At 72.4% G+C, this 25,422-nt stretch carries 25 protein-coding genes and 1 riboswitch; of the genes, 13 read left to right on the forward strand and 12 right to left on the reverse strand.

What is annotated here, in order from left to right; translation table 11 throughout:
* The first annotated feature begins 42 nt into the window (after nucleotides 1-42).
* The 4 genes from DI272_RS35700 to DI272_RS35715 are packed head-to-tail and all read left to right on the forward strand — an operon-like array spanning nucleotide 43 to nucleotide 6,041.
* Complete coding sequence (locus DI272_RS35700; protein ID WP_109499312.1) at nucleotides 43-3,759, forward strand: CHAT domain-containing protein; 3,717 nt, start codon at nucleotides 43-45, stop codon at nucleotides 3,757-3,759.
* A gap of 29 nt (nucleotides 3,760-3,788) precedes the next feature.
* Nucleotides 3,789-4,130 (forward strand): hypothetical protein, encoded by a 342-nt coding sequence (locus tag DI272_RS35705; protein WP_146238416.1) that lies wholly within the window; start codon nucleotides 3,789-3,791, stop codon nucleotides 4,128-4,130.
* A gap of 10 nt (nucleotides 4,131-4,140) precedes the next feature.
* The gene (locus DI272_RS35710; protein ID WP_109499314.1) at nucleotides 4,141-4,998 is read left to right on the forward strand and encodes a hypothetical protein; all 858 of its coding nucleotides are present in this window, start codon (nucleotides 4,141-4,143) and stop codon (nucleotides 4,996-4,998) included.
* 47 nt (nucleotides 4,999-5,045) lie between these two features.
* Complete coding sequence (locus DI272_RS35715) at nucleotides 5,046-6,041, forward strand: 2-hydroxyacid dehydrogenase (protein ID WP_109499315.1); 996 nt, start codon at nucleotides 5,046-5,048, stop codon at nucleotides 6,039-6,041.
* Here DI272_RS35715 and DI272_RS35720 read toward each other — a convergent pair.
* Nucleotides 5,993-7,894 carry an anthranilate synthase family protein gene (locus DI272_RS35720; protein ID WP_109499316.1) on the reverse strand — a complete coding sequence of 634 codons (1,902 nt, stop codon included), beginning with the start codon at nucleotides 7,892-7,894 and terminating at the stop codon, nucleotides 5,993-5,995. The genes DI272_RS35715 and DI272_RS35720 overlap by 49 nt on opposite strands.
* Nucleotides 7,895-7,984: 90 nt before the next feature.
* On the reverse strand, nucleotides 7,985-8,041 hold the full coding sequence (locus DI272_RS46305; RefSeq protein ID WP_071528813.1) for a trp operon leader peptide: 57 nt from the start codon (nucleotides 8,039-8,041) through the stop codon (nucleotides 7,985-7,987).
* Nucleotides 8,042-8,137: 96 nt separating this feature from the next.
* On the opposite strand from DI272_RS46305, the gene DI272_RS35730 reads away from it, so the two are divergent.
* The gene (locus tag DI272_RS35730) at nucleotides 8,138-9,490 is read left to right on the forward strand and encodes a class II 3-deoxy-7-phosphoheptulonate synthase (RefSeq protein WP_109499317.1); all 1,353 of its coding nucleotides are present in this window, start codon (nucleotides 8,138-8,140) and stop codon (nucleotides 9,488-9,490) included.
* 150 nt (nucleotides 9,491-9,640) lie between these two features.
* Nucleotides 9,641-9,874 (forward strand): bacterioferritin-associated ferredoxin, encoded by a 234-nt coding sequence (locus DI272_RS35735; protein WP_109499318.1) that lies wholly within the window; start codon nucleotides 9,641-9,643, stop codon nucleotides 9,872-9,874.
* Here DI272_RS35735 and bfr read toward each other — a convergent pair.
* Nucleotides 9,871-10,350, reverse strand: coding sequence for a bacterioferritin (bfr, locus tag DI272_RS35740; protein ID WP_079308696.1), 480 nt, complete (start codon nucleotides 10,348-10,350; stop codon nucleotides 9,871-9,873). The two genes, DI272_RS35735 and bfr, sit on opposite strands and share 4 nt — an antisense overlap.
* A gap of 182 nt (nucleotides 10,351-10,532) precedes the next feature.
* On the opposite strand from bfr, the gene DI272_RS35745 reads away from it, so the two are divergent.
* Nucleotides 10,533-11,165 carry a sulfite oxidase-like oxidoreductase gene (locus DI272_RS35745; protein ID WP_109499319.1) on the forward strand — a complete coding sequence of 211 codons (633 nt, stop codon included), beginning with the start codon at nucleotides 10,533-10,535 and terminating at the stop codon, nucleotides 11,163-11,165.
* A gap of 18 nt (nucleotides 11,166-11,183) precedes the next feature.
* Here DI272_RS35745 and DI272_RS35750 read toward each other — a convergent pair whose 3' ends face one another.
* From DI272_RS35750 to thiO, 6 genes are all read right to left on the reverse strand, one after another.
* On the reverse strand, nucleotides 11,184-11,681 hold the full coding sequence (locus DI272_RS35750; protein WP_109499320.1) for a DUF4396 domain-containing protein: 498 nt from the start codon (nucleotides 11,679-11,681) through the stop codon (nucleotides 11,184-11,186).
* A gap of 75 nt (nucleotides 11,682-11,756) precedes the next feature.
* Nucleotides 11,757-12,617: a deoxyribonuclease IV gene (locus tag DI272_RS35755; protein WP_109499321.1), complete on the reverse strand. Its 861-nt coding sequence runs from the start codon at nucleotides 12,615-12,617 to the stop codon at nucleotides 11,757-11,759.
* Nucleotides 12,618-12,675: 58 nt separating this feature from the next.
* A complete protein-coding gene (gene pknB, locus DI272_RS35760; RefSeq protein ID WP_109499322.1) occupies nucleotides 12,676-14,604 on the reverse strand; it encodes a Stk1 family PASTA domain-containing Ser/Thr kinase in 1,929 nt (642 codons plus the stop codon).
* Between the two features lie 118 nt (nucleotides 14,605-14,722).
* Nucleotides 14,723-15,517 carry a thiazole synthase gene (locus tag DI272_RS35765; protein ID WP_109499323.1) on the reverse strand — a complete coding sequence of 265 codons (795 nt, stop codon included), beginning with the start codon at nucleotides 15,515-15,517 and terminating at the stop codon, nucleotides 14,723-14,725.
* Nucleotides 15,518-15,520: 3 nt separating this feature from the next.
* The gene (gene thiS / locus DI272_RS35770) at nucleotides 15,521-15,721 is read right to left on the reverse strand and encodes a sulfur carrier protein ThiS (RefSeq protein ID WP_109499324.1); all 201 of its coding nucleotides are present in this window, start codon (nucleotides 15,719-15,721) and stop codon (nucleotides 15,521-15,523) included.
* Complete coding sequence (gene thiO / locus DI272_RS35775) at nucleotides 15,718-16,878, reverse strand: glycine oxidase ThiO (protein WP_109499325.1); 1,161 nt, start codon at nucleotides 16,876-16,878, stop codon at nucleotides 15,718-15,720. The genes thiS and thiO overlap by 4 nt, the downstream gene beginning before the upstream one ends.
* Nucleotides 16,876-16,987: riboswitch (TPP riboswitch) on the reverse strand. Its footprint overlaps the gene before it by 3 nt.
* 52 nt (nucleotides 16,988-17,039) lie before the next feature.
* Between thiO and DI272_RS35780 the strand changes: the two genes are divergently transcribed.
* The 6 genes from DI272_RS35780 (at nucleotide 17,040) to DI272_RS35805 (ending at nucleotide 22,134) form a co-directional block, all read left to right on the forward strand.
* Nucleotides 17,040-17,411 (forward strand): hypothetical protein, encoded by a 372-nt coding sequence (locus DI272_RS35780; RefSeq protein ID WP_109499326.1) that lies wholly within the window; start codon nucleotides 17,040-17,042, stop codon nucleotides 17,409-17,411.
* 8 nt (nucleotides 17,412-17,419) lie between these two features.
* Nucleotides 17,420-18,664: an NAD(P)/FAD-dependent oxidoreductase gene (locus tag DI272_RS35785; RefSeq protein WP_109499327.1), complete on the forward strand. Its 1,245-nt coding sequence runs from the start codon at nucleotides 17,420-17,422 to the stop codon at nucleotides 18,662-18,664.
* A 76-nt stretch (nucleotides 18,665-18,740) separates the two neighbouring features.
* Nucleotides 18,741-19,112 (forward strand): Rv2175c family DNA-binding protein, encoded by a 372-nt coding sequence (locus DI272_RS35790; protein WP_079308691.1) that lies wholly within the window; start codon nucleotides 18,741-18,743, stop codon nucleotides 19,110-19,112.
* A 258-nt stretch (nucleotides 19,113-19,370) separates the two neighbouring features.
* The gene (thiE, locus tag DI272_RS35795; RefSeq protein ID WP_109499328.1) at nucleotides 19,371-20,027 is read left to right on the forward strand and encodes a thiamine phosphate synthase; all 657 of its coding nucleotides are present in this window, start codon (nucleotides 19,371-19,373) and stop codon (nucleotides 20,025-20,027) included.
* A 158-nt stretch (nucleotides 20,028-20,185) separates the two neighbouring features.
* The gene (metF, locus tag DI272_RS35800; RefSeq protein ID WP_109499329.1) at nucleotides 20,186-21,109 is read left to right on the forward strand and encodes a methylenetetrahydrofolate reductase [NAD(P)H]; all 924 of its coding nucleotides are present in this window, start codon (nucleotides 20,186-20,188) and stop codon (nucleotides 21,107-21,109) included.
* A 56-nt stretch (nucleotides 21,110-21,165) separates the two neighbouring features.
* Complete coding sequence (locus tag DI272_RS35805; RefSeq protein WP_109499330.1) at nucleotides 21,166-22,134, forward strand: hypothetical protein; 969 nt, start codon at nucleotides 21,166-21,168, stop codon at nucleotides 22,132-22,134.
* A gap of 45 nt (nucleotides 22,135-22,179) precedes the next feature.
* Here DI272_RS35805 and DI272_RS35810 read toward each other — a convergent pair whose 3' ends face one another.
* From DI272_RS35810 to DI272_RS35820, 3 genes are all read right to left on the reverse strand, one after another.
* Entirely contained in the window at nucleotides 22,180-23,694 is a 1,515-nt protein-coding gene (locus tag DI272_RS35810) for an NAD(P)/FAD-dependent oxidoreductase (RefSeq protein ID WP_109499331.1), read from the reverse strand.
* A 44-nt stretch (nucleotides 23,695-23,738) separates the two neighbouring features.
* Nucleotides 23,739-24,353, reverse strand: coding sequence for a DUF4126 domain-containing protein (locus tag DI272_RS35815; protein ID WP_109499332.1), 615 nt, complete (start codon nucleotides 24,351-24,353; stop codon nucleotides 23,739-23,741).
* Nucleotides 24,354-24,763: 410 nt separating this feature from the next.
* Complete coding sequence (locus DI272_RS35820; RefSeq protein ID WP_109499333.1) at nucleotides 24,764-25,381, reverse strand: TetR/AcrR family transcriptional regulator; 618 nt, start codon at nucleotides 25,379-25,381, stop codon at nucleotides 24,764-24,766.
* Between the last annotated feature and the right edge of the window lie 41 nt (nucleotides 25,382-25,422).

Consider the following 25,422-nt stretch of genomic DNA (forward strand, 5'->3'; position numbering starts at 1 on the left):
GTACGAGGGGAGCAGGAGAGGCGTGCGACGGGGGAGGGGCGCGTGGTCGGGTGGTGGAGCGGACGGGAGTTACGGGCGCTGCTGGCGCGGCACGAGGAGCAACTCGGCGCCGTATGGCCCGCGTTCCGGGACTCCGCGACGCCGCCGAGGGCGACGCCCGAGCACCTGCTGGGCCTCGCCGAACTGCTGCGGGCCGCCGGGAGGTCGGGCGGGGAGCGGGGCGCCGAGGCCGACAGCACACCCGAGACCGCGGTGGTCATCCTGGTCCTCGCGCTCTGCCACCGGCTGCAACCCGCCCTCGCACCACCCCCGTTGCGCGTCCTGGTCGACCCCGTGGCACACCTCGACGCCGACGACGTGAACGCCGCGGGCCGGCTGACCGCCCGGTTCGCCGAACTGGCCCGGGACCAGCGGACCCCCCACCACCTGCGCCGCTGGTGCGCGGACGCCGCGCTGCTGTGCGGCACCCGCTGCCTGACCGGCTCGGCCCCCGGCGACCCCCGCCTGGGCGTGCTGCACCAGGTCGTCTCGGGCGCCGCCGAGCAGCGCTTCGAGATCACCCAGGACCCCGCCGACGAGGACACGGCCATCGCCCACGCCCGCGCCTCCTACGACCGCCGCACCCCCGGCTCGTCCGGCGCCGAGGAGGCCACCCGGCTCGCCCGCCTGCTGGGGCAGCACTGCGCCCGGCTGCGGGACGCCTCGCCCATGGGAGACGTGCCCGACCTGGTACGGGCCGCCCTCGCCGCCACCGACCCCGCGAGCCCGCAGTGGCTGGCGTACGCCGCGTCGGCCACCGGCGCCTTCGTCACCGCCACCGCCCACGAGAAGCAGAGCACCGAACTCCTCGACGAGGCACTGGAGTTGCAGCGCGCGATCCGCAGGCACCCGAACTACGGGCTCATCCGGGAGCAGATGGAGCCGACCTGCGCCGGTCTGCTCGCCCAGCGCTTCGCCCGCCGCCGCGACGGGGAGATCCTCCAGGAGGCCGTCGAGATCTACGAGGCGCTGTACGCGGCCCGGCCGCAGCGCTACGCCGCCGACCTCGGCAGGCACCTCCAGTACCGCTACCAGCTGCACGGCGACACCGCCGACCGGCGCCGCGCGCTGGACCTCATGGGGGAGGGCCTCACCGGGCCGCACTCCACGCACGAGGCGGTGAGTTCGTACGGCGCCGCCGCGGTGCACGAGTTCCGGGAGACCGGCGAGATCGCGGTGATCGACCGCGCCCTGGCCGTGGTGACCCCGCTGACCCTCCCCGGCGGCGCGTACGCCGAAGCCTCCGCGGCCCACCGCGCGCTCTGCATGCTGCGCCTCGCCCGCGCCGACGACGAGGCCGCCTTCGACCACCGCCCCGCCGAGGCCGCCGCCCGCCGCGCCCTGTCCCTCGCCCGCTCCGCCGCCGACCGGGCCCTGGCACTGGGCGTGCTCGCCAACGTGCTCGTGTACCGCTACCGGTTCGGGCACGATCTCGCCGTGCTCGACGAGGCCGTGGCCCGCAGCCGCGAGGGCTTCGCCGCACTGCCCGCGGACCCCGACTCCGAACTGCTGACCAGCCTCCGCGGCAGCCTGATCATGGCCCTCTCCGACCGGCACACCCGCACCGGGCATCTCGCCGCCCTGCGCGAGGCGGTCACCGTGGCCGAGCAACTCGTCGCCGATATCCCGCAGTTCGAGGCCGAGACCCCGGTCGTCATCGGCAACGTGGCCACCCTGCTGATCGAGTACGCCCGCCAGAACGCCGGCCGGGGCCTGGGCGGTGCCGAACTCGACCGGGCGCAGCGCCTGGTGGAGCGCGCCCTGGACGGCACCGCGCCCGGCCACTACGGACGGCACCACCTGGTCTCCGCGCTCGGCGGTGTCCTGCTCGCCCGCTTCCAGCAGCCCGACGCCGGCACCGAGGCCGCCGAGGCCGCCGTACGCCACTACGAGACGGCCCTGCGCAACCCGCCCGCCGACCCCCTGCGCCGCGCCGGCCTCTACGGCAACCTGGCCCACGCCCTGCGCGAGCGCCACCGGCACGGCGGGGACCGCGAGGACCTCGACATCGCCCTGGCCGCCGCCCGCAAGTGCGTACGCCTGGTACCGCCGGGGCATCCGCTGCGCGGCGGCTGTCTGGGCGCGGTGTCCTGGGTGCTGAGGGACATCGCCCGCGCGGACGGCGGTCATGACGCGGTCCGCGACCAGGCGCTCGCCGTCAACGCCGAGCTGGCCGCCGACCCCGCCCTGCCCCCGGCCCACAAGGTCGCGGCGTCGGTACGGCTGGCCGGCGTGGCCCATGACGTGGGGGACGAGGAGCGGGCGCTGGCCGCGATGCGCACCGCGATCGACACCCTGCCGCTGGTGATGTGGCGCGGCGGCGACCGCTCGGACCACGAACAGTCCCTCAGCGACTCCGAGTTGAGATCGCTCGCCGCGACGGTCGCGCTGGCCGCCGGCAAGCCGTACGACGCCCTCGAACTGCTCGAAGCCGGTCGCGGCCTGCTCGCCGCCCAGGCCCTCGAACTGCGCACCGACACCGAGGACCTGGCCGCCGCCCACCCCGGACTCGCCGCCCGCTTCGGCGAGGTGCGCCGGCAACTGGAAACCGCCACCGACGATCTCTCCGCACCCGGCGCCGACCGCCGGCACCGCCTGGCCCGCGAGTGGCAGGAGACCCTGGAGGCGATCCGGGCCCGCCCCGGGTTCGCCGACTTCCTGCGGCCGCCCAGAGCCGGCCGGCTGCTGTCCGCGGGCGCGCACGGACCGGTCGCGGTCGTCACCGTCGGCCAGGAGGGCACCGGCCACGCCCTGCTCCTGGACAGCACCGGCCTCAGGGTCTGCCCGCTGCCCGGTCTCACCCATCAAGAGGCCCGGCAGCAGAGCGAGTTGCTGTTCCAGGCGGTCGCGGCGGCCGGGCGGTCCGGCCTGGCCCGCGCCTTCGCCGAGCAGTTCACCGGCGACCTCCTGGAGTGGCTGTGGACCACGGTCGCCGAGCCGGTCCTCGACACCCTCGGCATCACCGGCCCGCCCCCGCCGGGCCAGGAGCCGCCCCGCCTGTGGTGGTGCCCCTCCGGGCCGCTGACCTTCCTCCCCCTGCACGCCGCCGGCGCCGTGCCCGACCGGGTCGTCTCCTCGTACACCCCGAGCCTCGCGGCGCTGCTGCGGGCGCGGGAGAGGGCGGCCCCCGAGGCGGACCGGAAGCCGCTGATCGTCGCCGTACCGGAACTGGACGGGCAGACCCCGCTGCCGGGCGCCCTGCGGGAGGCCGAACTGGCTCACCGGGCGGTCGGCGGCGCGCTGCTGCGGGGCGAGGAGGTGCGTGCGGATGCCGTACGGGACGCGCTGCGCGCCCACCCCTGGGTCCACTTCGCCTGCCACGGCGTCCAGGACCCCGAACAGCCGTCCCAGGGACGGCTGTTGCTGCCCGACGGCGAGCTGTCCGTCCTCGACATGACCCGACTCCACCTGCCCGCCGCCGAGTTCGCCTACCTCTCGGCCTGTGAGACGGCCGTGGGCGGCGCCCGCCTGCCCGACGAGGCGCTGCACCTCGCGGGCGCGCTCCAACTCGCCGGGTTCTCACAGGTGATCGGGACGCTGTGGCGGGTGGACGACGACTCGTCGGCGGAGATCGCCGGGCAGGTCTACGACCGGCTGGCCACGGCCGGACCAGGGGCGCCGCCCGCCGCGCGCGCCCTGCACAGCGCCATGGGCCGGCTGCGGGAGCGGTACCCGGAACGGCCGTTGAGCTGGGCGGCGCATGTGCATTCGGGGGTGTGAGAGGCGTGGACGGCTTTACGATCGGTTCCGTGGAACCAGCCGACCGTGATCTGCATGCCGAATTCTGCCGGGAGTTGGCGGCCATGAGGCTCTTCAGCGGGCCCCGGCGCGCGGCCCTGGAACAGGCGGTACGACGGTTGCGTGAGGGAGCGGCCATCGACGAGGTCGTCAGCAGCCTCCCCGTCGGTGTCACCGGCCCGTTGCTGGCCCGGCACGCTCCGCCCCCGGTCGCCGCCCCCGGCCCACCCGTCCCCGGCCTCTACCTCTGCCCGGTCGGCGCCTGCAATCGCGCCGAGCAGCGGTACGCGGGGCAGGGGCCGCCCGAGTGCCTGGTCCACGAACGCGTGCTGACCTTCGTACCGGACGCCTGAGGACCGGCCGGTGACGGGGTTCCTCGCCGAACTGGGCCGGAAGCTGGCCGAGCGCTGGTTCACGCTGCTGGTCCTGCCGGGGCTGGCCTATCTCCTCGTCGCCGCCGCGGCGTTCAAGCTCGGCCAGCGCGACTGGCACGACTGGCATGCGCTGTGGAACGGCTTCGCCGCGCTCACCGAGGGCGACGCGGACCGCCAGGACGCCCTCGCGGTCCGGGCGGTTCTGCTGGTCCTGGCCGCAGTCCCGGTCTCGGCCGCCCTCGGAGTCGTCGCCCAGGCGCTGGCTGGTCCCGTCGAGCGCGCCCTGTGCGGCCCCTGGCCACACCCCTTCGCCGGCCTCTCCGCCCGCCGCACCCGCCGCCGCGCCGATGCCTGGAGCACCGAGGACACCGCCTACCGCGAGCACCGCGACCCCGAGCGGGCCGCCCGCCGCAACGCCCTCTCCCTCATCCCGCCCGAACACCCCACCCACCTCGGCGACCGCCTGCGTGCCCCCGCCGTACGCCTGCGCCAGGAGTACGGCATCGACCTCGCCACCGTCTGGCCCCGCCTCTGGCTGCTGCTCCCCGCCGCCACCCGCGACACCCTCACCGAGGCCCGCACCCGCCTCGACACGGCGTTCGCGCTCGGCGGCTGGGCGGTGCTGTATCTGCCGCTCGCCCTGTACTGGTGGCCCGCCGCACCGGTCGTGCTGGTCACCGCGCTCGTCTCCCGGCGCCGGGCCGCAATCGCCGCCGACGTCTACGCCGACCTCGTCGAGGCCGCCGTCGATCTGCACCTGGACCGTCTCCACAGCCGTCTCGCCGAGCCCCGCCCGTCCCCGCAGCAGGGCCGTGCGCTCACGGAGCGCCTCCGCAGGGGTCTGTGAGATATTCGCCAGGACCAGACAATTCCGGCGCACCCCCGGAGGGCCGCGTGGAGATCCTCGCCTTCGGTGTCCAGGCCGACGAGAAGCCCCTGATCGAGCACGCCTTCCAGGGCCACCACGAGGCCCGCTGCCTGGACGTCTTCCTGAACGAGGACACCGCACCCATCGCCGCCGGTTACGAGGTCGTCTCCAGCAGCGTCAACGCCGATCTCGGCGCCCGCGTCCTGGAGATTCTGGCCGCCGGCGGCACCCGGATGATCGCCCAGCGCTCCACCGGCTTCAACAACATCGACCTCAAGGTCGCCGAGCGGCTCGGCATGACGGTGGCCCGCGTCTCCTCCTACTCCCCGTACTCGGTGGCCGAGTTCGCCTGGACCCTCGCCATGGCGGTCAACCGCCGGATCGTCCGCGCCTCCACCCGCACCCGCGACTTCGACTTCCGTCTCGACGGCCTGATGGGCCGCGACATGCGCGGCCGCACCGCAGGCGTCCTCGGCACCGGCAAGATCGGCGAGGCCTTCACCCGGATCGCCCACGGCTTCGGCATGAACCTCCTCGGCTGGGACGTCACCGAGAACCCCGCCTGCCGGGAACTCGGCATGAAGTACGTCCCCAAGGACCAGCTCCTCGCCGAGTCCGACCTGATCACCCTGCACGTCCCGCTGATGCCGGAGACCAGGCACCTCATCGACGCCGCCGCCCTGAGGGCGATGCGGGACGACGCGATCCTGGTGAACTCCAGCCGCGGCGGCCTGATCGACACCGCGGCCCTCGTCACCGAGCTGCGCGCGGGCCGGTTCGCGGGCGTCGGCCTCGACGTGTACGAGGCGGAGGCGGGCCTGTTCTTCCTCGACAAGTCCCTGGAGGCCGTGGAGGACGACACCCTGGCCCGCCTGGTCACCTTCCCGAACGTCCTGGTCACCTCGCACCAGGCCTACTACACCGAGGACGCCGTCGGCCAGATCGTCGACACCACGGTGCGCAACGTCCTCGACTACAAGGCCGGCCGCCGCTCGGAGAACGTGCTGGTGCCGCGCAGCTGAGCCATCAACTCCCGGACGACCGCGGTGCCGTTCAGCGTCAGGACCGACTCCGGGTGGAACTGCACGCCCGCGAAGCCCGGCCCGCGCAGCGCGTGCACCTCACCGGACGGACTGCGGCTGACCTCGACCCCGTGCGCGGCCAGCTCGGTCGCCGTCCCGTCGTCGCAGTGCGCCACGAAACTGTTGTAGAAGCCGACCGTCTCCGGCCGCCCGAACAGATCGACGGTCGTCTGCGCCCCCTGGTACGGCACCTCCTTCCGTACGATCTCCAGACCCAGCTCCGCCGCGATCAGCTCGTGCCCGAGGCAGACGCCCAGTACGCCGTGCCGGTGCTCGCGGACGACACGAGCGGCGAGATCGCGCAGGAGGCGCATCTTGGGGTCGTCCAGGTCGGCGGGGTTGCCGGGCCCGGGGCCCAGGACGACCGGGCCCTCGTGGGCGAGAACCGCCTCGCGCAGACCGGGTTCGTCGTAGCGGCGGACGGTGACGTCGAGGCCGCCGGAGCGCAGGACGTGCGCCAGCATCGCGGTGAAGGTGTCCTCGCCGTCGACGACGAGGGCATGACCCTCCAGCTCCGCCGCGCGGTCCTGCATCCGCAGCCAGAACGGGGCCAGGGAGGCGCGGCGCCCGTCGAGCGCGGCACGCACGCGCGGGTCGTCGGACAGCCTGGGGCGCGCCTTCTCCGTACGCGGCCGCGACGGTCGTACGCCCAGTGCCGCCAGCACCCCCGCCGCCTTCGCGTGCGTCTCGGCGACCTCGCTCGCCGGGTCCGAACCGCGGACGAGTGTGGCGCCGACCGGGACCCGGAGGCGTCCGTCGGGGGCGATGTCGGCGGTGCGGATCAGGATGGGGGAGTCCAGGGTCTGCGCCCCGGCCGATCCTTCCCGCCCGCCGCCCGAGTCCCGGCCCAGCAGGGCCAGCGCGCCCGCGTAGTACCCGCGCCCGCCGACCTCGTGCCGCTCGATGACCCGGCAGGCGTTCTGCACCGGGGAGCCGGTGACGGTGGCCGCGAACATGGTCTCGCGCAGCACGTCCCGCACATCGAGCGAGGACTTCCCGCGCAGCTCGTACTCGGTGTGCGCGAGATGGGCCATCTCCTTCAGCCGCGGCCCGATCACCACCCCGCCCATGTCGCCGACGGTGCACATCATCTTGAGCTCCTCGTCGACGACCATCGACAGCTCCTCGATCTCCTTGCCGTCGGCGAGGAAGTCGAGCAGGTGCTCGGGGCTCGGGCCCTCGACGGGATAGCGGTACGTCCCGCTGATCGGGTTCATCACGACCGTGCCGCCGGACATCCGGACGTGCACCTCGGGGCTGGCGCCGACGAGGGTGCGGTCGCCGGTGTGGACGACGAACGTCCAGTAGGCGCCCCGCTCGCCTTCCAGCAGCCGCCGGAACAGCGCGAGGGCGTCGGCCCTCCCGAACCCCGGGATCTGACCCTCGTACGTCCGCCGGATCACGAAGTTGGCGCCCTCGCCCCGCCCGATCTCCTCGCGCAGCACCCGGCCGACGATCTCGCCGTACTCCTCGTCGGCGACGTCGAAGCCACCGTTCTCTACGCGCACGTCATGGGCGGGAAGCTGCGCCAAGGCGTCCGTCAGCGCCAGGGAGTACGTCTCCTCGGGGACCAGCACCGCCAGCGGCGTCCCGTCGTCCCGCGCGTCGAAGCCGCGCTCGCGGATCTGGCGGAAGGGGATGAGGGCGAGGCCCCGGTCGGGGAGGTCGGCGAGGCGGTCGCAGGAGGAGACCGGGCCGAGGAACACCTCCACGGTGTTCTCGTCGTGGCCCGGGGTGCGGCGGCGCAGCAGGGCGAACGGACGGTCGTCGTGCACGAGCTGTGTCAGGTCCATGGTTCCTCAGCTGTCGATGATGAGGAACGACCCCGGAAACGCCGAAGGCCGCCCCTCGGGCGGCCTTCGCGAAGTCTTGCGTACGCGCAGTCAGTGGGCCGCCGGATGAGCGGTCCACCACCAGTTCTGGGTCGAGTGCGCGAACATGCGACGCACCCTACCCCATGTCCGACCTGTGTACCCCGTGTCTCATTTGCTGGGCATGCGGCGGAGGGCAGGACACGACGCCGTAATGTTGAGGCCGTGACCGTGAACGCTAAGACCAGCGCGAGCGCTGGCAACACCTGGCGAGACCTGCCCGCGGCGCAGCAGCCCGAGTACCCCGACCCCGAGGCTCTGCGCGCAGTCGTTGCGGAGCTGGAGTCGTATCCGCCGCTCGTCTTCGCGGGCGAGTGCGACCAGCTGCGCGCCCGGATGGCGGCCGTCGCCAAGGGAGAGGCGTTCCTCCTCCAGGGCGGCGACTGCGCCGAGGCCTTCGACGCGGTGTCGGCCGACCACATCCGCAACAAGCTCAAGACCCTGCTCCAGATGGGCGCCGTGCTGACGTACGCCGCGTCCGTCCCCGTGGTGAAGGTCGGCCGGATCGCCGGCCAGTACTCCAAGCCGCGCTCCAAGGGCACCGAGACCCGCGACGGCGTGACCCTGCCGACCTACCGCGGCGACTCGGTCAACGGCTTCGACTTCAACGAGAAGGCCCGTATCCCGGACCCCGAGCGCCTGAAGCGGATGTACAACGCCTCCGCCTCCACGCTCAACCTGGTGCGCGCCTTCACCACCGGCGGCTACGCCGACCTGCGCCAGGTGCACGCCTGGAACCAGGACTTCGTGAAGTCGTCCCCCTCCGGCCAGCGCTACGAGCAGCTCGCCCGGGAGATCGACAACGCGCTGAACTTCATGCGGGCCTGCGGCACCGACCCGGAGGAGTTCAAGACCGTCGAGTTCTACTCCTCGCACGAGGCGCTGCTGCTCGACTACGAGTCCGCGCTGACCCGCGTGGACTCGCGCACCGGCCAGCTGTACGACGTCTCCGGCCACATGGTGTGGATCGGTGAGCGCACCCGGCAGCTGGACCACGCGCACATCGAGTTCGCCTCGAAGATCCGCAACCCGATCGGCATCAAGCTCGGCCCGACCACCACGGCCGAGGAGGCGTTGCAGTACATCGAGCGCCTCGACCCGGACCGCGAGCCGGGCCGTCTCACCTTCATCGTGCGCATGGGCGCGGACAAGGTCCGCGACAAGCTGCCCGAGCTGGTCGAGAAGGTCACCGCGTCCGGCGCCACGGTCGCCTGGGTGACCGACCCGATGCACGGCAACACCTTCGAGGCGGCCTCGGGTCACAAGACCCGCCGCTTCGACGACGTGCTCGACGAGGTCAAGGGCTTCTTCGAGGTCCACAAGGCGCTCGGCACCCACCCGGGCGGCATCCACGTGGAGCTCACCGGCGACGACGTCACCGAGTGCGTGGGCGGCGGCGACGAGATCTTCGTCGACGACCTGCACCAGCGCTACGAGACGGCCTGCGACCCGCGCCTGAACCGCAGCCAGTCGCTCGACCTGGCCTTCCTCGTCGCGGAGATGTACAGGGACCAGTGAGGGTTCCGCCTGTTACAGGGGCATGATGTGGGGCGCGGATCACATACGATCCGCGCCCCGCACCACTTTTGCGGCCCCTGTGGGCCGGGTAAGGTTAGGTTAGCCTCACCGATCAATCGGGACGGCACCACTGATCGATCCCGGCGGGAGGTGAACCGCGTGTACGTCTGCAGTTGCTTCGGTGTCACCGAGCAGCAGGTGAAGAAGCACGCGGCGGACGGTGCCTGCACCCCCCGCCAGATAGCCTCCGCCTGCAAGGCGGGCACGGACTGCGGTTCCTGTGTCCGGCGCATCCAGGCGATCCTGGGCCGGGGCGCGTGCCCCCGCCGTGAGCTCGTCGAGCAGGGCGGGTCGGTCCTGGCGGAACTGGACGAGGCCGCCTAGCTCTCCGGCTGCTCGATCAGCTGCGCGATGTACAGCGCCTCGCCGAGCTTCTCCAGCAGCTCCAGCTGGGTGTCGAGGTAGTCGATGTGGTGCTCCTCGTCCTCCAGGATCGACTCGAAGATGTTCGCCGACGTGATGTCGCCCTTGGCGCGCATCACCTCGATACCGCGCTTGAGGCGGTCGATCGCCTCCACCTCGATCTGCCGGTCGGCCTCGAACATCTCCTTGACCGTCTGCCCGACCCGGACGTGGAACAGGCGCTGGTAGTTCGGCAGCCCCTCCAGGAACAGGATCCGGTCGGTGAGCACCTCGGCGTGCTTCATCTCGTCGAACGACTCGTGGCGCGTGTACTTCGCGAGCTTCGTCCAGCCGAAGTTCTCCTGCATCTTCGCGTGCAGGAAGTACTGGTTGATCGCGGTGAGCTCGCCGGTGAGCTGCTCGTTGAGGAATTCGATGACCTCGGGGTCGCCCTGCATCGCAGAGGCTCCTTCCAGAAAGAACGAGGGGGGACTGGCAGGTTGCGCCGCATCCTTGCACCGCCGCCGAAGATCGTCCAGTAAGTCTTCGCTTAGTAAGTAAGTGCATGCTTAGTCTGATTTGAGGGGAAACGGTAGGGGGTTGGTCAGGTGTACCGCCTCAGGTCTGTCAGGATGGAGTCATGGGTCAGTCGGTGGAGCGCGAAAGTGGAGAAGCGGCGCACTCCGAGCTTCCGCCGGGGCAGCGACTGCAGCGTGGCTGGCCCGTCACGCACTACGGACCGGTCCCCAAGTTCCGCCCCGAACGCTGGGAGTTCCGGGTCTTCGGCGCCACCGCGGACGGCGAGAAGCGCTGCTGGAACCACGAGGAGTTCACGGCCCTGCCGCACACCTCGGTCGTGGCGGACCTGCACTGCGTGACGAAGTTCAGCATGCTGGGCGCCGAGTGGGGCGGGGTCCCCGCCCGGACCGTCCTGGAGATCGCCCCGCCCGCGCCGGACGTCACTCATGTGATGGTGTGGGCCGAGTACGGCTTCAGCTCCAACCTGCGTCTCGCGGACTTCGCCGCCGACCGCGCGATCTTCGCCACCCACAAGGACGGCGAGCTGCTCACCGCCGAACACGGCTTCCCGCTCCGCCTGGTCGTGCCGCATCTGTACGCCTGGAAGGGACCCAAATGGGTCCGCGGCGTCGAGTACATGACCGCCGACCGCCGTGGCTTCTGGGAGGAGCGCGGCTATCACAACATCGGTGATCCCTGGAAAGAGCAGCGGTACTCGTACCAGGAGGAGCCCGGGGACGGCCCGGAGCTCTGACTCCTGGTCCTGCCCGGTTCAGTGGTGGTACTGGTGCACCACCGCGTGCCCCTTGCCGCGGCCGATCGTCCACTTGTTGACCGGGGTCGTCACGACGAAGGCGACGACGAGGGAGATCGCCAGCGTGCCCCAGAACAGCAGGTCGTCCAGCGTGGCGTCCATCGCGCCCGGCCAGAGCGCGATCACGCCGTTGTCGACCAGTTCCATCACGGCGATCGACAGGGTGTCGGCGGCCAGCGCCACCTTCACGGCGGTCCCGAGGCCCACGCCGGCCTTCAGGACGCCCCGCAGGGTGAGCGAGTAGCCGAAGAGGAACGCGAGGACGATCGCCAGGACGGTCGTCGGCAGGTTCCCCCAGCCGAGCGCGGTGCCGATGACCATGCCGAGCACTTCGCCGATGGCGCACCCCGTGAGGCAGTGGAGGGTGGCCTGGATCGCCATGGCCCAGCTGCTGCCGGGTGCGTGATGCCCCTCGTGCTGGTGGTGAGCGTGGTCTGTGTGCGCCTCGTGTTGCATGCGTGCCCCCAACGTCAGGTGACGGTTCCTGCATCGAGAAGAACCGTATACCCCCCAGGGGTATTCCGTAGCGGCTTATGCGTCGCGAAGTTTCTTCAGCCGCTCCACGTCCGCCGCGTGCCCCTCCTTGCCGCCGGGAGTCTCGATGATCAGTGGTACGCCCGCCGTGGCCGGGTGGGTCATCAGCGCCCGGAACGGGTCCTCGCCGATGTGCCCGGCGCCGATGTTCTCGTGCCGGTCCTTGTGGGCGCCGACGACGTCCTTGGAGTCGTTGGCGTGGATCAGCTTCAGCCGCCCCTCGCCGACGGTGTCGACCAGCAGGTCGAGCGTCTGGTGCATGCCGGACGGGCCGGTCAGGTCGTGGCCCGCGGCGAAGATGTGGCAGGTGTCCAGGCAGACCCCGAGCTTCGGGTGCGCGTCCAGCGCCTCGAAGTACGGTCCGAAGTCCCAGGTGCGCGAGCACAGCGAGGAGCCCTGCCCGGCCGTCGACTCCAGCAGCAGGAACGGGTCGTCGTCGTGGGTGAGCTCGTCGAGCAGCGGCAACAGGTGCTCCCGTACCTGCTTCAGTGCCACGGACCGGTCCCGTCCGCCGGTCGCGCTGCCCGTGTGCACGACCACGCCGAGCGCCCCGATCTCCCGCCCGCGCCGCAGCGAGTGCCGCATGCTCTCCACCGACTTCTCCACGGTCGCCTCGGTGTGCGAGCCGAAGTTGATCAGATACGGGGCATGGACGTACGCCGGGATCGACTCCGCCGCGCAGGCCGCCCGGAACTCCTCGTCCTGTCGCGGGTTGCCGACGGGCGTGGCCCAGCCGCGCGGGTTGGCGACGAAGACCTGCACGGTCTCGGCCCTGAGATCACGGGCGTAGGACAGACCGACGGAGTTCAGACCGCCGGCCACGGGGACGTGGCCGCCGACGGGGTTGCGCTGAGTCATCACCCGTTCAGGGTGTCATGCGTGGGGGAGTGCCCCGTCGGCGGTCCGGGCTCCGGGCTCAGCGGATCTCGATCGTGATCGTCGACCCCTTGGGCGCGGTGTCGCCGCCGTCCACGGACTGGCCCTTGACGGTGTCACCGAACAGCCCGAGGATGCCGCGGTCTTCGTCGACCTCGAACCCGGCCGCCTCCAGCGCGGACTTCGCGTCGTCGACGCTGTCACCCACTACGTCCGGGACCTCGACCATCTCCGGACCCTTGGAGATCGTCAGCGTCACGGTGTCGCCCTCGGCGGCCTCGCTGCCCTCGCCCGGCGTCTGGGCGGCGACCTGGCCCTTGTCGAACTCGGAGTTGACCTGCTCGGTGGCGACCTTCACCTTCAGGCCCGCCTCCGTCAGGTCCGCCTTGGCGTCCTCCAGGCTCTCGCCGGTGACGTCCGGGACGTCGACCGGGCTGCCCTTGCTGACGACCAGGGCGACGGCCGTGCCCGCGTGGAGCTTGGTGCCGCTCTCGGGGTCGGTGCGGATCACGAAGCCCTTGATGACGTCGGAGCTGAACTCCCGGGTCACCATGCCCGGCTCCAGCCCGTCGTTCTTCAGCCGGGTCCGCGCCTTGTCCAGCCGGTAGCCCTTGAGGTCGGCCAGCTGCACGGTCTCGGGGCCGTCGGACACGGTGAGCGTCACCGAGTCGTTGCTCCGGATACGGGTGCCCACCTCCGGATCGGAGCTGATGACCCGGCCCCGCTTCACGGTGTCGCTGTAGGCGTGCTGCACCTTGCCGACGTCGAGGCCCTCCTGGGAGAGCCGCTCGCGGGCCTGCGCCTCGGTCTTCCCGATCAGCGCCGGGACCTTGGTGAACTGCCCGGAGTTGATGTACCAGACACCCGCGCCGACGCCGAGGATCAGCAGCAGGGCGACGACGATCGCCAGCGGCCCGCGCGGCGGGCCCGAACGCCGCCGGGGCGGCAGGGGCGGCGGGGTCTCCAGCCGGCTCGTGCGGTGCATCAGCTGCTGCGGATCGTCGTCGTTGACGGGCAGCGGACGCGGCACCGTCAGCGAGCGCGGGATGACACTCGTCCGGTCTTCCGCGATGTCGTGGTCCACCGACAGCGCCTGCGGCGGCACGGCGTCCAGCTGGTCCGCGCTGAGCGCGGCACGCGCCTCGCGGACCTGGGCGAGCAGCGCCACCGCGTCGTACGGGCGCACGTCCGGGGTGCGGGCGGTCGCCGACGCGACCAGTTCGTCCAGCTCGAACGGCAGGCCCGGCACGATCGCCGAGGGCGGCGGGACGTCGTCGTGCAGGTGCTTGTAGAGGACGATGGCGGGGGAGTCCCCGTCGTGCGGCTTCTGGCCGGTCAGCATCTCGTACAGCACCACACCGCACGCGTACACGTCGACGCGGGCGTCGGTGGCGCCCGGCTGTTCGATCTGCTCGGGCGCGAGGTAGGAGACGGTGCCCAGCACGGTGCCGCTGGTGTTGGTGACGGTGTCGACCGAGCGGACGAGCCCGAAGTCGGCCACCTTGACCCGGCCGTCATCCCCTATGAGGACGTTCTCCGGCTTCATGTCCCGGTGCACGAACCCGGCGCGGTGCGCGGCACCGAGCGCGGCCAGCACCGGCTCCAGGATGTCGAGCGCGGCCCGCGGCTGCAGCGCCCCGCGGTCGCGCAGCACGTCCCGCAGGGTGCAGCCGGCGACGTACTCCATGGCGAGATAGACGTACGACCCGTCGGTGCCCTGGTCGAAGACCTGCACCACGTTGGGGTGGGCGAGCCGGGCGACGGACTTGGCCTCGCGGATGAACCGCTCGACGAAGGTGCCGTCGGCCGCGAGACCGGGGTGCATCACCTTCAGGGCGAGCACGCGGTCGAGGCGGGTGTCCAGGGCCCGGTAGACCGTGGCCATCCCGCCGACGGCGATCCGCGCTTCCACGCGGTACCGGCCGTCGAGCACCTGCCCGACCAGAGGGTCCTGAAGGGTCGTATCCACGCAGGTGAGTGTACGAGCCGAGACTGACAGGGCCGGGGGTTCGGGTGAGATCGGGGCGGGACTGAAGCCGAGCTGTGACGGACCTCGCACCCGCTCCCGTATCTCGTCGAACGTACGTTCAGAACGCCGGGCGCTCGGGGTCCAGGCGCGCCAACCCCTCGGTGGGGGAGGACGCTTCGGCGAAGTGGCGCCTGGGAATGCGGCCGGCCCGGTGGGCCAGGCGCCCCGCCTCGACGCCGTGCCGCATCGCGTGGGCCATCAGCTCCGGCTCCTGGGCCCGCGTCACCGCCGAGGCGAGCATCACACCCGCGCACCCCAGCTCCATCGCCAGCGCCGCGTCCGACGCCGTACCGGCCCCGGCGTCCAGGATCACCGGCACGCGCGCGTGCTCGACGATCAGCTGGAAGTTGTGCGGGTTGCGGATGCCGAGCCCGGAACCGATCGGGGAGCCCAGCGGCATGATCGCCGCACACCCCGCGTCCTCCAGCTTCCGTGCCAGCACCGGGTCGTCGTTGGTGTACGGCAGCACCGTGAACCCGTCGTCGACCAGCGTCTCCGCCGCCTCCAGGAGCTCGATCGGGTCCGGCAGCAGGGTGCGCTCGTCGGCGATGACCTCCAGCTTGACGAGGTCCGTGCCGAGCGCCTCACGCGCGAGGCGGGCCGTGAGCACCGCCTCGCCCGCCGTGTAACAGCCGGCCGTGTTCGGCAGCACCTGGATGCCGAGCTCGGTCAGGACGGACAGCACCGAGCCGTGCACGCCGGGGTCCACGCGCCGCATCGCGACCGTCGTGAGTTCCGTCCCCGAGGCGACCAGCGCCCGCTTCAGCACGTCCAGGCTGGGCGCCCCGCCCGTGCCCATGATCAGCCGGGACGAGAACGTCCTGCCGCCGAGGACGAAGGGATCGTCGGCCATGGGTCAGCCTCCTTGGACGGCGGTGAGGACCTCGACGCGGTCCCCCTCGGAGAGGGGCGTCGACGGCCACTGCGCGCGCGGGACGACGGTTTCGTTGAGGGCGGCGGCCACTCCCGAGGGCGCCGCGGTGAGGGCGCGCACGACGGTGTCGAGCGCGGTGCCGGGCGCGAAGACGCGCGGCTCCCCGTTGACGGAGATGTTCATGCGGGCTGCTCCGTGAGGTGCTCGGCGAAACGCCTGGGGGTGAAGGGACGGGCCTCGTCCGGGAGTTCACCGGTGGTGAGGGCGTGCGCCATCGCGTCCCCGGTGACCGGCGTCAGCAGCACGCCGTTGCGGTAGTGGCCGGTGGCCAGCAGCAGCCCCGGCAGTCCGGTCGGGCCGAGCAGCGGCGCGTTGTCGGGGGAGCCGGGGCGCAGCCCGGCGCGGGTCTCGGTCAGCGGCAGTTCGGTGATGCCGGGGACCAGCTCATGGGCGTCGCGCAGCAGCTCGTACACCCCGCCCGCGGTCACCGTCGTGTCCCAGCCCAGCTCCTCGCTGGTCGCCCCGATCACCAGCTCGCCGTTCTCGCGCGGCACCAGATAGACGTGGCTGCCGCGCACCACGGCCCGCACGGTCCGGCTCAGGAAGGGCGCGTACCGCCGCGGCACGGTCAGCCGCAGCACCTGACCCTTCACCGGGCGGACGGGCGGCAGCACGGCGTCCGGGACGCCGTCGAGGCGGCCGCTGAGGCTGCCCGCGGCCAGCACGACCTGGCTCGCGCCCAGCCGCGTACCGTCGGTCGTCGTGACCCCGGCGGCCCGGTCCCGAAGGACGTCCAGACGCTCGGCCCAGTCTCGGTGGAACTCCACGCCCGCCCGCTCACAGGCGGCCAGCAGGGCCTGCGTCAGCCGCCGCGGGTCGATCTGGTGGTCGCCGTCCACCCGCAGCCCGCCGCGCACGCCCGGCGCGAGCATCGGCTCCAGGCGCCGGCACTCCCGCCCGGACAGCCACTCCGACTCCAGCCCCGACTGCTGCTGGAGGGCGTGCAGTTCGCGCAGGTGGGCGCGGTCGTCGGCGTCCAGTGCCACGGCGAGCGTGCCGCTGCGGCGGTAGCCGAGGTCGAGTCCGGTCAGCTCGGTCAGCTCGGCCGCGAAGTCCGGATAGCGGCGGGCCGAGGCCAGGTTCAGGCCGAGCAGGGTCTGCTCGCCGTAGTGCAGTTCGGTGACGGCGGCCAGCATGCCGGCCGCCACTTGGGCCGCCCCGCCGCCCGGTGCGGGGTCCACCACGGCCGTGGCGAAACCGCGCTGCGCGGCCCGCCAGGCCGTGACGAGGCCGATGATTCCGCCCCCGACGACGAGGACGTCTGACGTACGTGAGGACATGGGCGTCCAGCCCCTCCCTTCGCCGGCATGACCCGGATCAGGTTCGTACGGTCGGAGGCCGCCAGCCTCCCTCTCAGCCCGGTGCGTCCGGGCTCCCGCGAGTGCTCTACGGTGGCCACCCTAGCTCCCGGAGCTTCGCCCTCGTAAGGAGGCCTGCTGCCATGGCCCGCTCGCTGGACGGCCTCGTCCTCGCCCCCGTCGCCGACCAGGCCCCAGGTCAGGTGGGCACCCGGACCCGGTTCACGTACCACGAGAAGGACGGTGAGATCTGGGCCGAGTACGCGGGCGGCGATGTCGTGCGCGGGCATCTGGTGGGCACGCGCGCGGGCGACCGGCTCGACTTCCGGTACGTCCAGCTCAAGACCGACGGGACGACGTCGAGCGGGCACTGCGTGTCCACGGTCGTCGAACTCGCCGACGGGCGGCTGCGCCTGGAGGAGAGCTGGCAGTGGGAGTCGCAGCCGGGGAGCGGCACCAGCGTCGTGGAGCAGATCGCGCAGGGTGTGCAGCAGGTCACGGCGCACGACTCCTGACTGACGAAATGTCAGTTGTCTATGGTGATCAGGTGAGCGACGAGACGGAGACGCAGGCACAGCGGCGGGTCGTCGTGGTCGGCGCGGGCATGGCCGGCGTGCAGACCGCGGTGGCCCTGCGCGAACAGGGCTTCACCGGCACCGTGACGCTGATCGGCGCGGAACCCCACCAACCCTACGACCGGCCGCCGCTGTCCAAGGCGGTGCTGCTCGGCAAGGCCGAGGGCTCCGCCTTCGACGTCGACTTCGAGGCGCTCGGCATCGAACTGCGCCTGGGCGTCGAGGTGCTGGGCGTACGGCCCGCCGACCACGAACTGGACGCCGTCGGCGGTCCGGTGCCGTACGACGTCCTGGTCCTCGCCACCGGCGCCGAACCGATCCGGCTGCCCGGCGCGGAGGGCGTCCCCGGCGTCCATCTCCTGCGCACCCTCGACGACGCCGAACGGCTGCGGCCCGTGCTCGCCCGCCAGCACGACATCGTGGTCGTCGGCGCGGGCTGGATCGGCGCCGAGTTCGCCACCGCCGCGCGCGACGCGGGCTGCGCGGTGACGGTCGTCGAGGCCGCCGACCGGCCGCTCGCGGGAGCGCTGCCCGCGGAGGTGGCCGCGCCGATGGCGGCCTGGTACGCCGACGCGGGCGCCGCTCTGCGCACCCACGCGCGCGTGGCGCACGTCGAGCCCGGCGAGGTCGTCCTCGACGACGGCTCCCGGCTGCCCGCGGACGCGGTCGTGGTCGGCATCGGCGCCCGCCCGGCCACGTCCTGGCTGTCCGGCTCGGGCATCGGCCTCGGCGCGCACGGCGAGGTGCTGGCCGACGCCGGCCTGCACACGTCCGTCCCGGACGTCTACGCGGTGGGCGACTGCGCCTCCTTCCCGTCGGGCAGGTACGGCGAACGCCTGCTCGTCCACCACTGGGACAACGCCCTCCAGGGCCCGCGCACGGTGGCGGCGAACATCATCGGCGAGACACCGTCGGTCTACGACCCGGTGCCGTACTTCTGGTCCGAGCAGTTCGGCCGTTTCGTCCAGTACGCCGGCCACCACACGTCCGCCGACACGGTCCTGTGGCGCGGGGACCCGTCCGGACCGGCCTGGACGGTCTGCTGGCTGCGGGAGAACCGCCTGGTCGCCCTGCTGGCGGTGGGCCGGCCCCGGGACCTGGCGCAGGGGCGACGGCTGATCGAGGCGGGGACGGAACTGGACCCGGCGCTGCTGCCGGACCCGGGCAGGCCGTTGAAGGCGGCCGTGGTCTAGCGGAAATGTCCAGGTCGCACGCGTTTTGGGTGGCCCTGGCTTCCGACTGTCAGTGCGGGATGGCAGGCTTGATTCCGTGACCGAGATTGACGCAAAGATCGATGCTCTCGTCCCCGCCTGGCTCACCCTCCCCGACATCGCAGAAATGCTGGACGTCGAGGTGACGCGTGTGCGGCAGCTGGTCAAGGAGGGCCAGCTCATCGCCGTACGCCGGGGTGAGAACCGCGCACTGCACGTCCCCGCCGCCTTCATCGACGGGGCCGAGCAGAAGGTCGTCAAGGGCCTCGCCGGGACCCTGACGCTGCTGCGGGACGACGGCTTCACCGACGAAGAGATGCTGGAGTGGCTCTTCACCCCGGACGACAGCCTGCCGGGTACCCCCGCCCAGGCCCTGAGCGAGAACCGCGGCACGGAGGTGAAGCGCCGCGCCCAGGCGCTGGCCGTCTGACCTGAACACCGTCCGGCCCCAGGGCCGTCTGCCCCGGCTGCGGGCAGACGTGCCGCTGGGGCGGCACGGGCGGGCGCTGGGGCCCCTCCGGGGGAGGCCTCCCGCAGGCGCGGGCGAGTGACACCCGCCCCCGGTCCGTGCGCCCTCCCCGCGGCGTACCGGCATGCCCCCGCACGACCCACCTGTGGTTCACTACCGCCCGCCGAGGCCGACCGCACGCGTCCGAGGCCCGCACGCCACCGACACCGGGGGACCGACATGACCGACGCCACTCGCACCGCCCGCGCCCACCTCGCCGACGCCCGCGTCTACCTCTGCACGGACGCCCGCAAGCGCCAGGGCGACCTCCCGGAGTTCCTCGACGCCGTCCTGGCCGCCGGCGTCGACATCGTGCAGCTGCGGGACAAGGGCATGGAGGCCGCCGAGGAGCTGGACCACCTCCAGGTCTTCGCGGACGCCTGCGCCCGGCACGGCAAGCTGCTCGCCGTCAACGACCGGGCCGACGTGGCCCACGCCGCCCGCGCCGACGTACTCCACCTCGGCCAGGGCGACCTCCCGGTCCCCGCGGCCCGGGCGATCCTCGGCGACGACGTCCTCATCGGCCGCTCCACCCACGCGGAGCCGGAGGCGGCGGCCGCCGCGGTCCAGGACGGCGTCGACTACTTCTGCACCGGCCCCTGCTGGCCGACCCCCACCAAGCCCGGCCGCCACGCCCCCGGCCTCGACCTCGTCCGGTACACCGCCGCCCTCGGCACCGGCCGCCCCTGGTTCGCCATCGGCGGCATCGGCCTCGGCAACCTCGACGAGGTGCTGGAGGCGGGCGCGGACCGGGTGGTCGTCGTACGGGCCATCACGGAGGCGGACGATCCCGGCGCGGCCGCCGCGGAGTTCGCGAAGCGGCTGCGGCAGCGGTGAGTGCCTGCGGCAGCGGTGGGTGACCGCGGCAGCGTTGAACGGCCTCGGCGCTGCCCCGTTGTCCGAAAACTGTCCGATGGGTGGACAACAAGTCGACAAATCGGGCAAATTTCCGTGATCTGGTTGGGTGACCGCCGCCCCCTGGCTAACCTGCGGGTATGGCCCTCGGCACCGCATCCACCAGGTCGGATCACGCCCGCACCGTGCGCGACATGCTCGCGACCGGGAAGACCACGTACTCGTTCGAGTTCTACGCCCCGAAGACCCCGAAGGGCGAGCGGAACCTGTGGAACGCGCTGCGCCGGGTCGAGGCGGTCGCCCCCGACTTCGTCTCCGTGACCTACGGCGCGGGCGGTTCCACCCGCGCCGGCACGGTCAAGGCGACCGAGGCCATCGCCTCCGACACCACGCTCACGCCGATCGCCCACCTCACCGCCGTCGACCACTCGGTCGCCGACCTGCGCAACATCATCGGCCAGTACGCCGACGCCGGTATCCGCAACATGCTGGCCCTGCGCGGCGACCCGCCCGGCGACCCGATGGGCGAGTGGGTGGCCCACCCGCAGGGGCTGCGGTACGCCGCCGAGCTCGTCGAACTGATCAAGAACTCCGGCGACTTCTGCGTGGGCGTCGCGGCCTTCCCCGCGATGCATCCGCGCTCCGCCGACTGGGACACCGACGTCCGCCACTTCGTCGACAAGTGCCGCGCGGGCGCCGACTACGCCATCACTCAGATGTTCTTCCAGCCGGAGGACTACCTGCGGCTGCGCGACCGCGTCGCGGCCGCCGGCTGCGAGACCCCGATCATCCCCGAGATCATGCCGATCGCGAGTGTGAAGACGCTCGCGCGGGTCCCGTCCCTGACCAACGCCGCCTTCCCGGCCGCCCTGAAAGAGCGGATCCTCACAGCAAAAGACGATCCGGCCGCTGTACGCTCCATGGGGATCGAGTTCGCCACCGAGTTCTGCGCGCGGCTGCTGGCCGAGGGAGTGCCCGGACTGCACTTCATCACGCTCAACAACTCCACGGCGACGCTGGAAATCTACGAGAACCTGGGCCTGCACCACCCACCGCAGGCCTAGACCGGCCGCACGGATATACGACACACTGCGTAGCGGTCACTGGGAGAGGGGCGTACATGGGCTGGACGGTCCTCTACATCGCGTTCGGAATCGTCGCGCTGTGGTTGCTCGGCGAGGTGCTGCTCCAGTACAAGGCGCGGCTGCGCTGGCGCCTGCTCGCCTTCGCGGGTTTCGTGGGCGTCGTCCTCGGTGTCCTGATCCCCTCGGTCGTCGTCATCGGACTGGGCGCCGTCGCCTTCGCGATCGGCCAGACCTACGTCACCCTCTCCTTCCGCCGCGGCTTCGAACAGGGCTGGGCGGTCAATCCGCCGGCCGCCCTGGGCGGGCTGACCGGCGGCAAGCGTCCCCGCCGGGAGCGCGGCCGCGAGGAGCCGACCCTGGAGGTCTCCGACCTCGAGGCCACCGGCGCCGACTACGGCGACGAGGGCAACTTCCGCCAGGACGCGGCCGATTACGGCGACGACTACGACCGGGACGACGTGTTCACGCCCGCCCGCTCCGGCGCCCCCACGGCCGCCGAGACCACCGCGATCTACGAGCCCCAGCCGATGCCGGACGACACCGGCTCCTACGGCATATACGGCGACACCTCCTACGCGGCGGCAGCCACCGACGGCTCCTACGCCGGGCAGGACCAGTACGCCACGGCGGCCCAGGGCGCCGACCAGGGCTACTCCTACGACGCCTACACCGGCTACGACCAGCAGCAGTACGGCTATGACACGGCCGGACAGCAGCAGTACGCCGCCTACTCCGACCCGTACATCGGCACCCAGACCTACGGCGGCGCCGACTACGACACCTCCTACGGCGGCCAGCAGACCTACGGCCAGCAGGCCTACGGCCAGGACCAGTACGGCAACGCCGGTTACGGCGGCGAGACCCCGCCCGGCGGCGTCTGGGTCCCGCAGCAGCGCACCGACGACTCCTACGGCGGCGGACTGCCGCCGGAGCAGCCGTACCCCTACCAGGGCCAGGGCAACGGCCAGCAGGGGAACGGCTACGACGAGCAGTACCGCTTCTGATTCCGGGAAGCGCTCACCACCACCGGGAGCCGGTTCGCGGGGCCGTCACTGCGAGCCCCGGAAGTCCGGCCCCTCCACGATCAGCCCGGCCACCAGCGCGCCCGACATGCCCGCGTGCGGGAGACCGCCGCCGGGGTGCGACCAGCCGCCGACGGTGAACAGGCCCGGGAGTCCGGTGACGTTCGACGGATGCAGCAGGTGCCCCTCGGCCGCGGCGAGAGCCGGGTGCGGCACCGCGCCGCCCTCCGCACCGGTCGTCTCCGCGATGTGGGCCGGCGTGCGCACCTCGTGCCACAGCAGGCGCTCGCGCAGGTCCGGTACGGCCCGCTCGGCTGCGGTGATCAGCTGGTCCGCGTGATCGGCGAAGACCTCGGACTCCGGCCGGCCGCTGTCCGTGAGGGCGGGCACCGTCGCGGTGAGGGTGACCGCTTCGTGGTCCGCGTCCGGGACCGAACGGACGTCGTCGGGGCGCAGGACGGTGAGCGTGGGGCGCGCGTCCAGTCCCGTGGGCGAACCGAACAGCAGACCCAGCTCACGCTCCCGGTCCTCCGCGTGCACGACCGTCTTGTGCGCCACGCCCTCCGGGCGGCCACCGCGCAGCGCCAGCAGCACCGTGAGGCGGCTCGGCAGCCCGCGCCGCGGCGGAACGCCACCGTCACCCCGGACCGGCACGCCCCGCACGCACCGGCTGAGCACCTCGGGAGCCACTCCGGCGACGACGGACTCCGCCTCCACCACCGACCCGTCGCCCAGCTCCAGCCCGGCCGCCCGGCCGTCCTTCTCCAGCACCCCGGTGACCTCGGCCCCGAAGTGGAACTCCACCCGGCGCGCCACACACCGCTCGTACACCGCGCGCGCCAACTCCCGCAGTCCGCCGCGGACATACCAGGTACCGAAGGCGTGCTCCATGTACGGCAGCACCGCCGCGCTCGCCGGGGCGGTGCCCGGGTCCAGGCCGTAGGCCAGCGCGTAGCCGTCCAGGAGCGCGGCCAGGCGGGGGTCACGCAGCTCCCAGGCGCCGATCTCGGCGAGCCGTCCGGCGCGGCGGGTGCGCAGCAGCTTCTTGTGCGGGACCGACGGGTAGGGCTCGCGGTCGGCCAGCACCGACCAGTTGGGCCACAGCGGCTCCTCCAGGAGCGGCCGGCGCGTCCGGTCCCAGGCCTCGCGGGCCCGGACCAGGAAGTCGCCCCAGCGGGCACCGGCCCCGGCGCCCAGTGCTTCGTCCAGCGCCGCCACCACACCCGCGCGGGACGCGTTCGGCAGGCAGACCTCGGTGCCGTCCGCGAAGAGGTGCCGCGAGGACGGGTCGACCTGGACCAGCTCGACGACCGACTCCAGGGGCTCCTTGCCGGTCTTGACGAACAGGTCGCGGTAGACGGCGGGGAGGGGCAGCAGCCCCGGTCCGGTGTCGAAGGCGAACCCGTCGCGTTCGAAGCGGCGCACCGCACCGCCGTACGTCTCCGTACGCTCGTACACCGCCACCCGGTGGCCCGCGACGGCCAGCCGGGCAGCGGCCGCCATCGCGCCCATCCCGGCGCCGATCACCGCAATCCGTGCCATGCCTGCGACTTTATCGGCCGCCACCGACAGCGCGGACGCTCAGGTCAGCCCGGTGGCCACCCCGGCCGGCCGGCGAGGCGTTTCTCCTCCCGGCGCTGGGCCCTGCGGCGCAGGAACCGCCGGATGCGGGAGACGAGGAAGATCAGTATCACCAGCCCGCCGAGCAGCAGCGCACCCGCGATGACCGCGGCCGCCTCCGGGTGGAAGATCGCGAACGTGACGATGCTGGCGACCCCGAGATCCTCGGCGAGGCTCACGATCACGTTGCTGAACGGCTCCGGAGAGGCGTTCACCGCCATCCTGGTCCCGGCCTTGACCGCGTGGCTGGCCAGCGCCGTCGAACCGCCGACCAGGCCCGCGACCACGTCGTTGAGCGAGCCGCTCTGACCGGCCAGCACCGCCCCCACCCAGGCGCCCGCGGCCGGCCGGATCAGCGTGTGCACGGAGTCCCAGGCCGAGTCGAGGTACGGGATCTTGTCCGCGACCGCCTCGCACAGGAACAGCACGCCCGCTGTGACGAGCACCTCAGGGCGCTGCAAGGTCTCGGGCACGTCGTCGCTCAGCCCGGTCGCGCCGAAGACGCCGAGCAGCAGCACGACGGCATAGGCGTTGATTCCGCTGGCCCAGCCGCTGGTGAAGACAAGAGGGAGTACGGACACGGAGGCGATCGTAACCAGTCGGCAACGGGGCGTCCTGGGCCTGAGTGCGCAGCTCTGAGTATCCGTACCTAGTGAGCGAGATGAGTACGCGCGCGGATGGGTCCCGACCTGCGTGAACGAGAGAGTGGTGGCACGGAAAGGGGCACGGCTCCGGCACCGGCGACACGGGGCGCCGGAACGGAGCCGCCCCGGATCCGCTCCTTCCGCCGGTTGACGCCGGCGGGAGCGAGGCACGGGGGAACCCGGGGGAACGACCGAACGGGGGCCCAACGGGGGAACGGGGGAGTACGGGGGAAATCGGGGGAGCACGAGAGAGCGCCGGTTCGAGGTGGCCCGCGGGGGACGCGGCCACGGCGGACCGGCGCTTTCGTGTGAACGCGCGCGTAGGCGTCCCTACGCGCGTACCGGACTCAGGACCGGCCGCTGACCCGGCCCTGGAGCAGCCGCGACAGCGCCGCGTGGACGTCGTCCAGGGAGCGCTCCGGCTGGAACGCCTTCCAGTCCAGCGCGGCCACCAGCACCATGCCGACGAGCGCGGACGCGGTCAGGGAGACGTCGATCGCCTCGTGGAACTCGCCGCCCTCGATGCCCTCGCGCAGGACGCCCTCGACCACCGCCACCGCCTGCTGTCGGACCACCATGAGCGTGGACTGCCAGGACCGGTTGGTGCGCCACAGTTCGGCCACGTACAGCTGGGTGAAGGCCGGGTAGCGGTCGATGAAGACCAGGCCGGCCCGGATCATCGCGTCCAGGGCGTCCGTCTTGCTGCCGCCCGCCGCGGCCGTCCGCTCCGCCGCCTCCCTCAGGGCGGCGGTGAGGAGCCCCACGCCGTGCCGCAGCAGCTCCTCGAAGAGGACGGACTTGCTCGCGAAGTTGTAGTAGACGGTGCCCTTCGCGACCCCCGCCCGCTCGGCGATCTCGTCGACCGTGGTGGCGGAGAAGCCCTGCTCCGCGATGAGGGTGACGGCCGCCTCGTAGAGCTTCTGGCGGGTGGCCTCGCGGCGCGTGCTGCCGCTGCTGCTTTCCATGGCCCTGATTGTCACAGCATCCGGCTCCCGGGCGGTCGTCG

It is taken from the genome of Streptomyces sp. Act143, from assembly GCF_003143935.1.
Classification (GTDB): domain Bacteria; phylum Actinomycetota; class Actinomycetes; order Streptomycetales; family Streptomycetaceae; genus Streptomyces.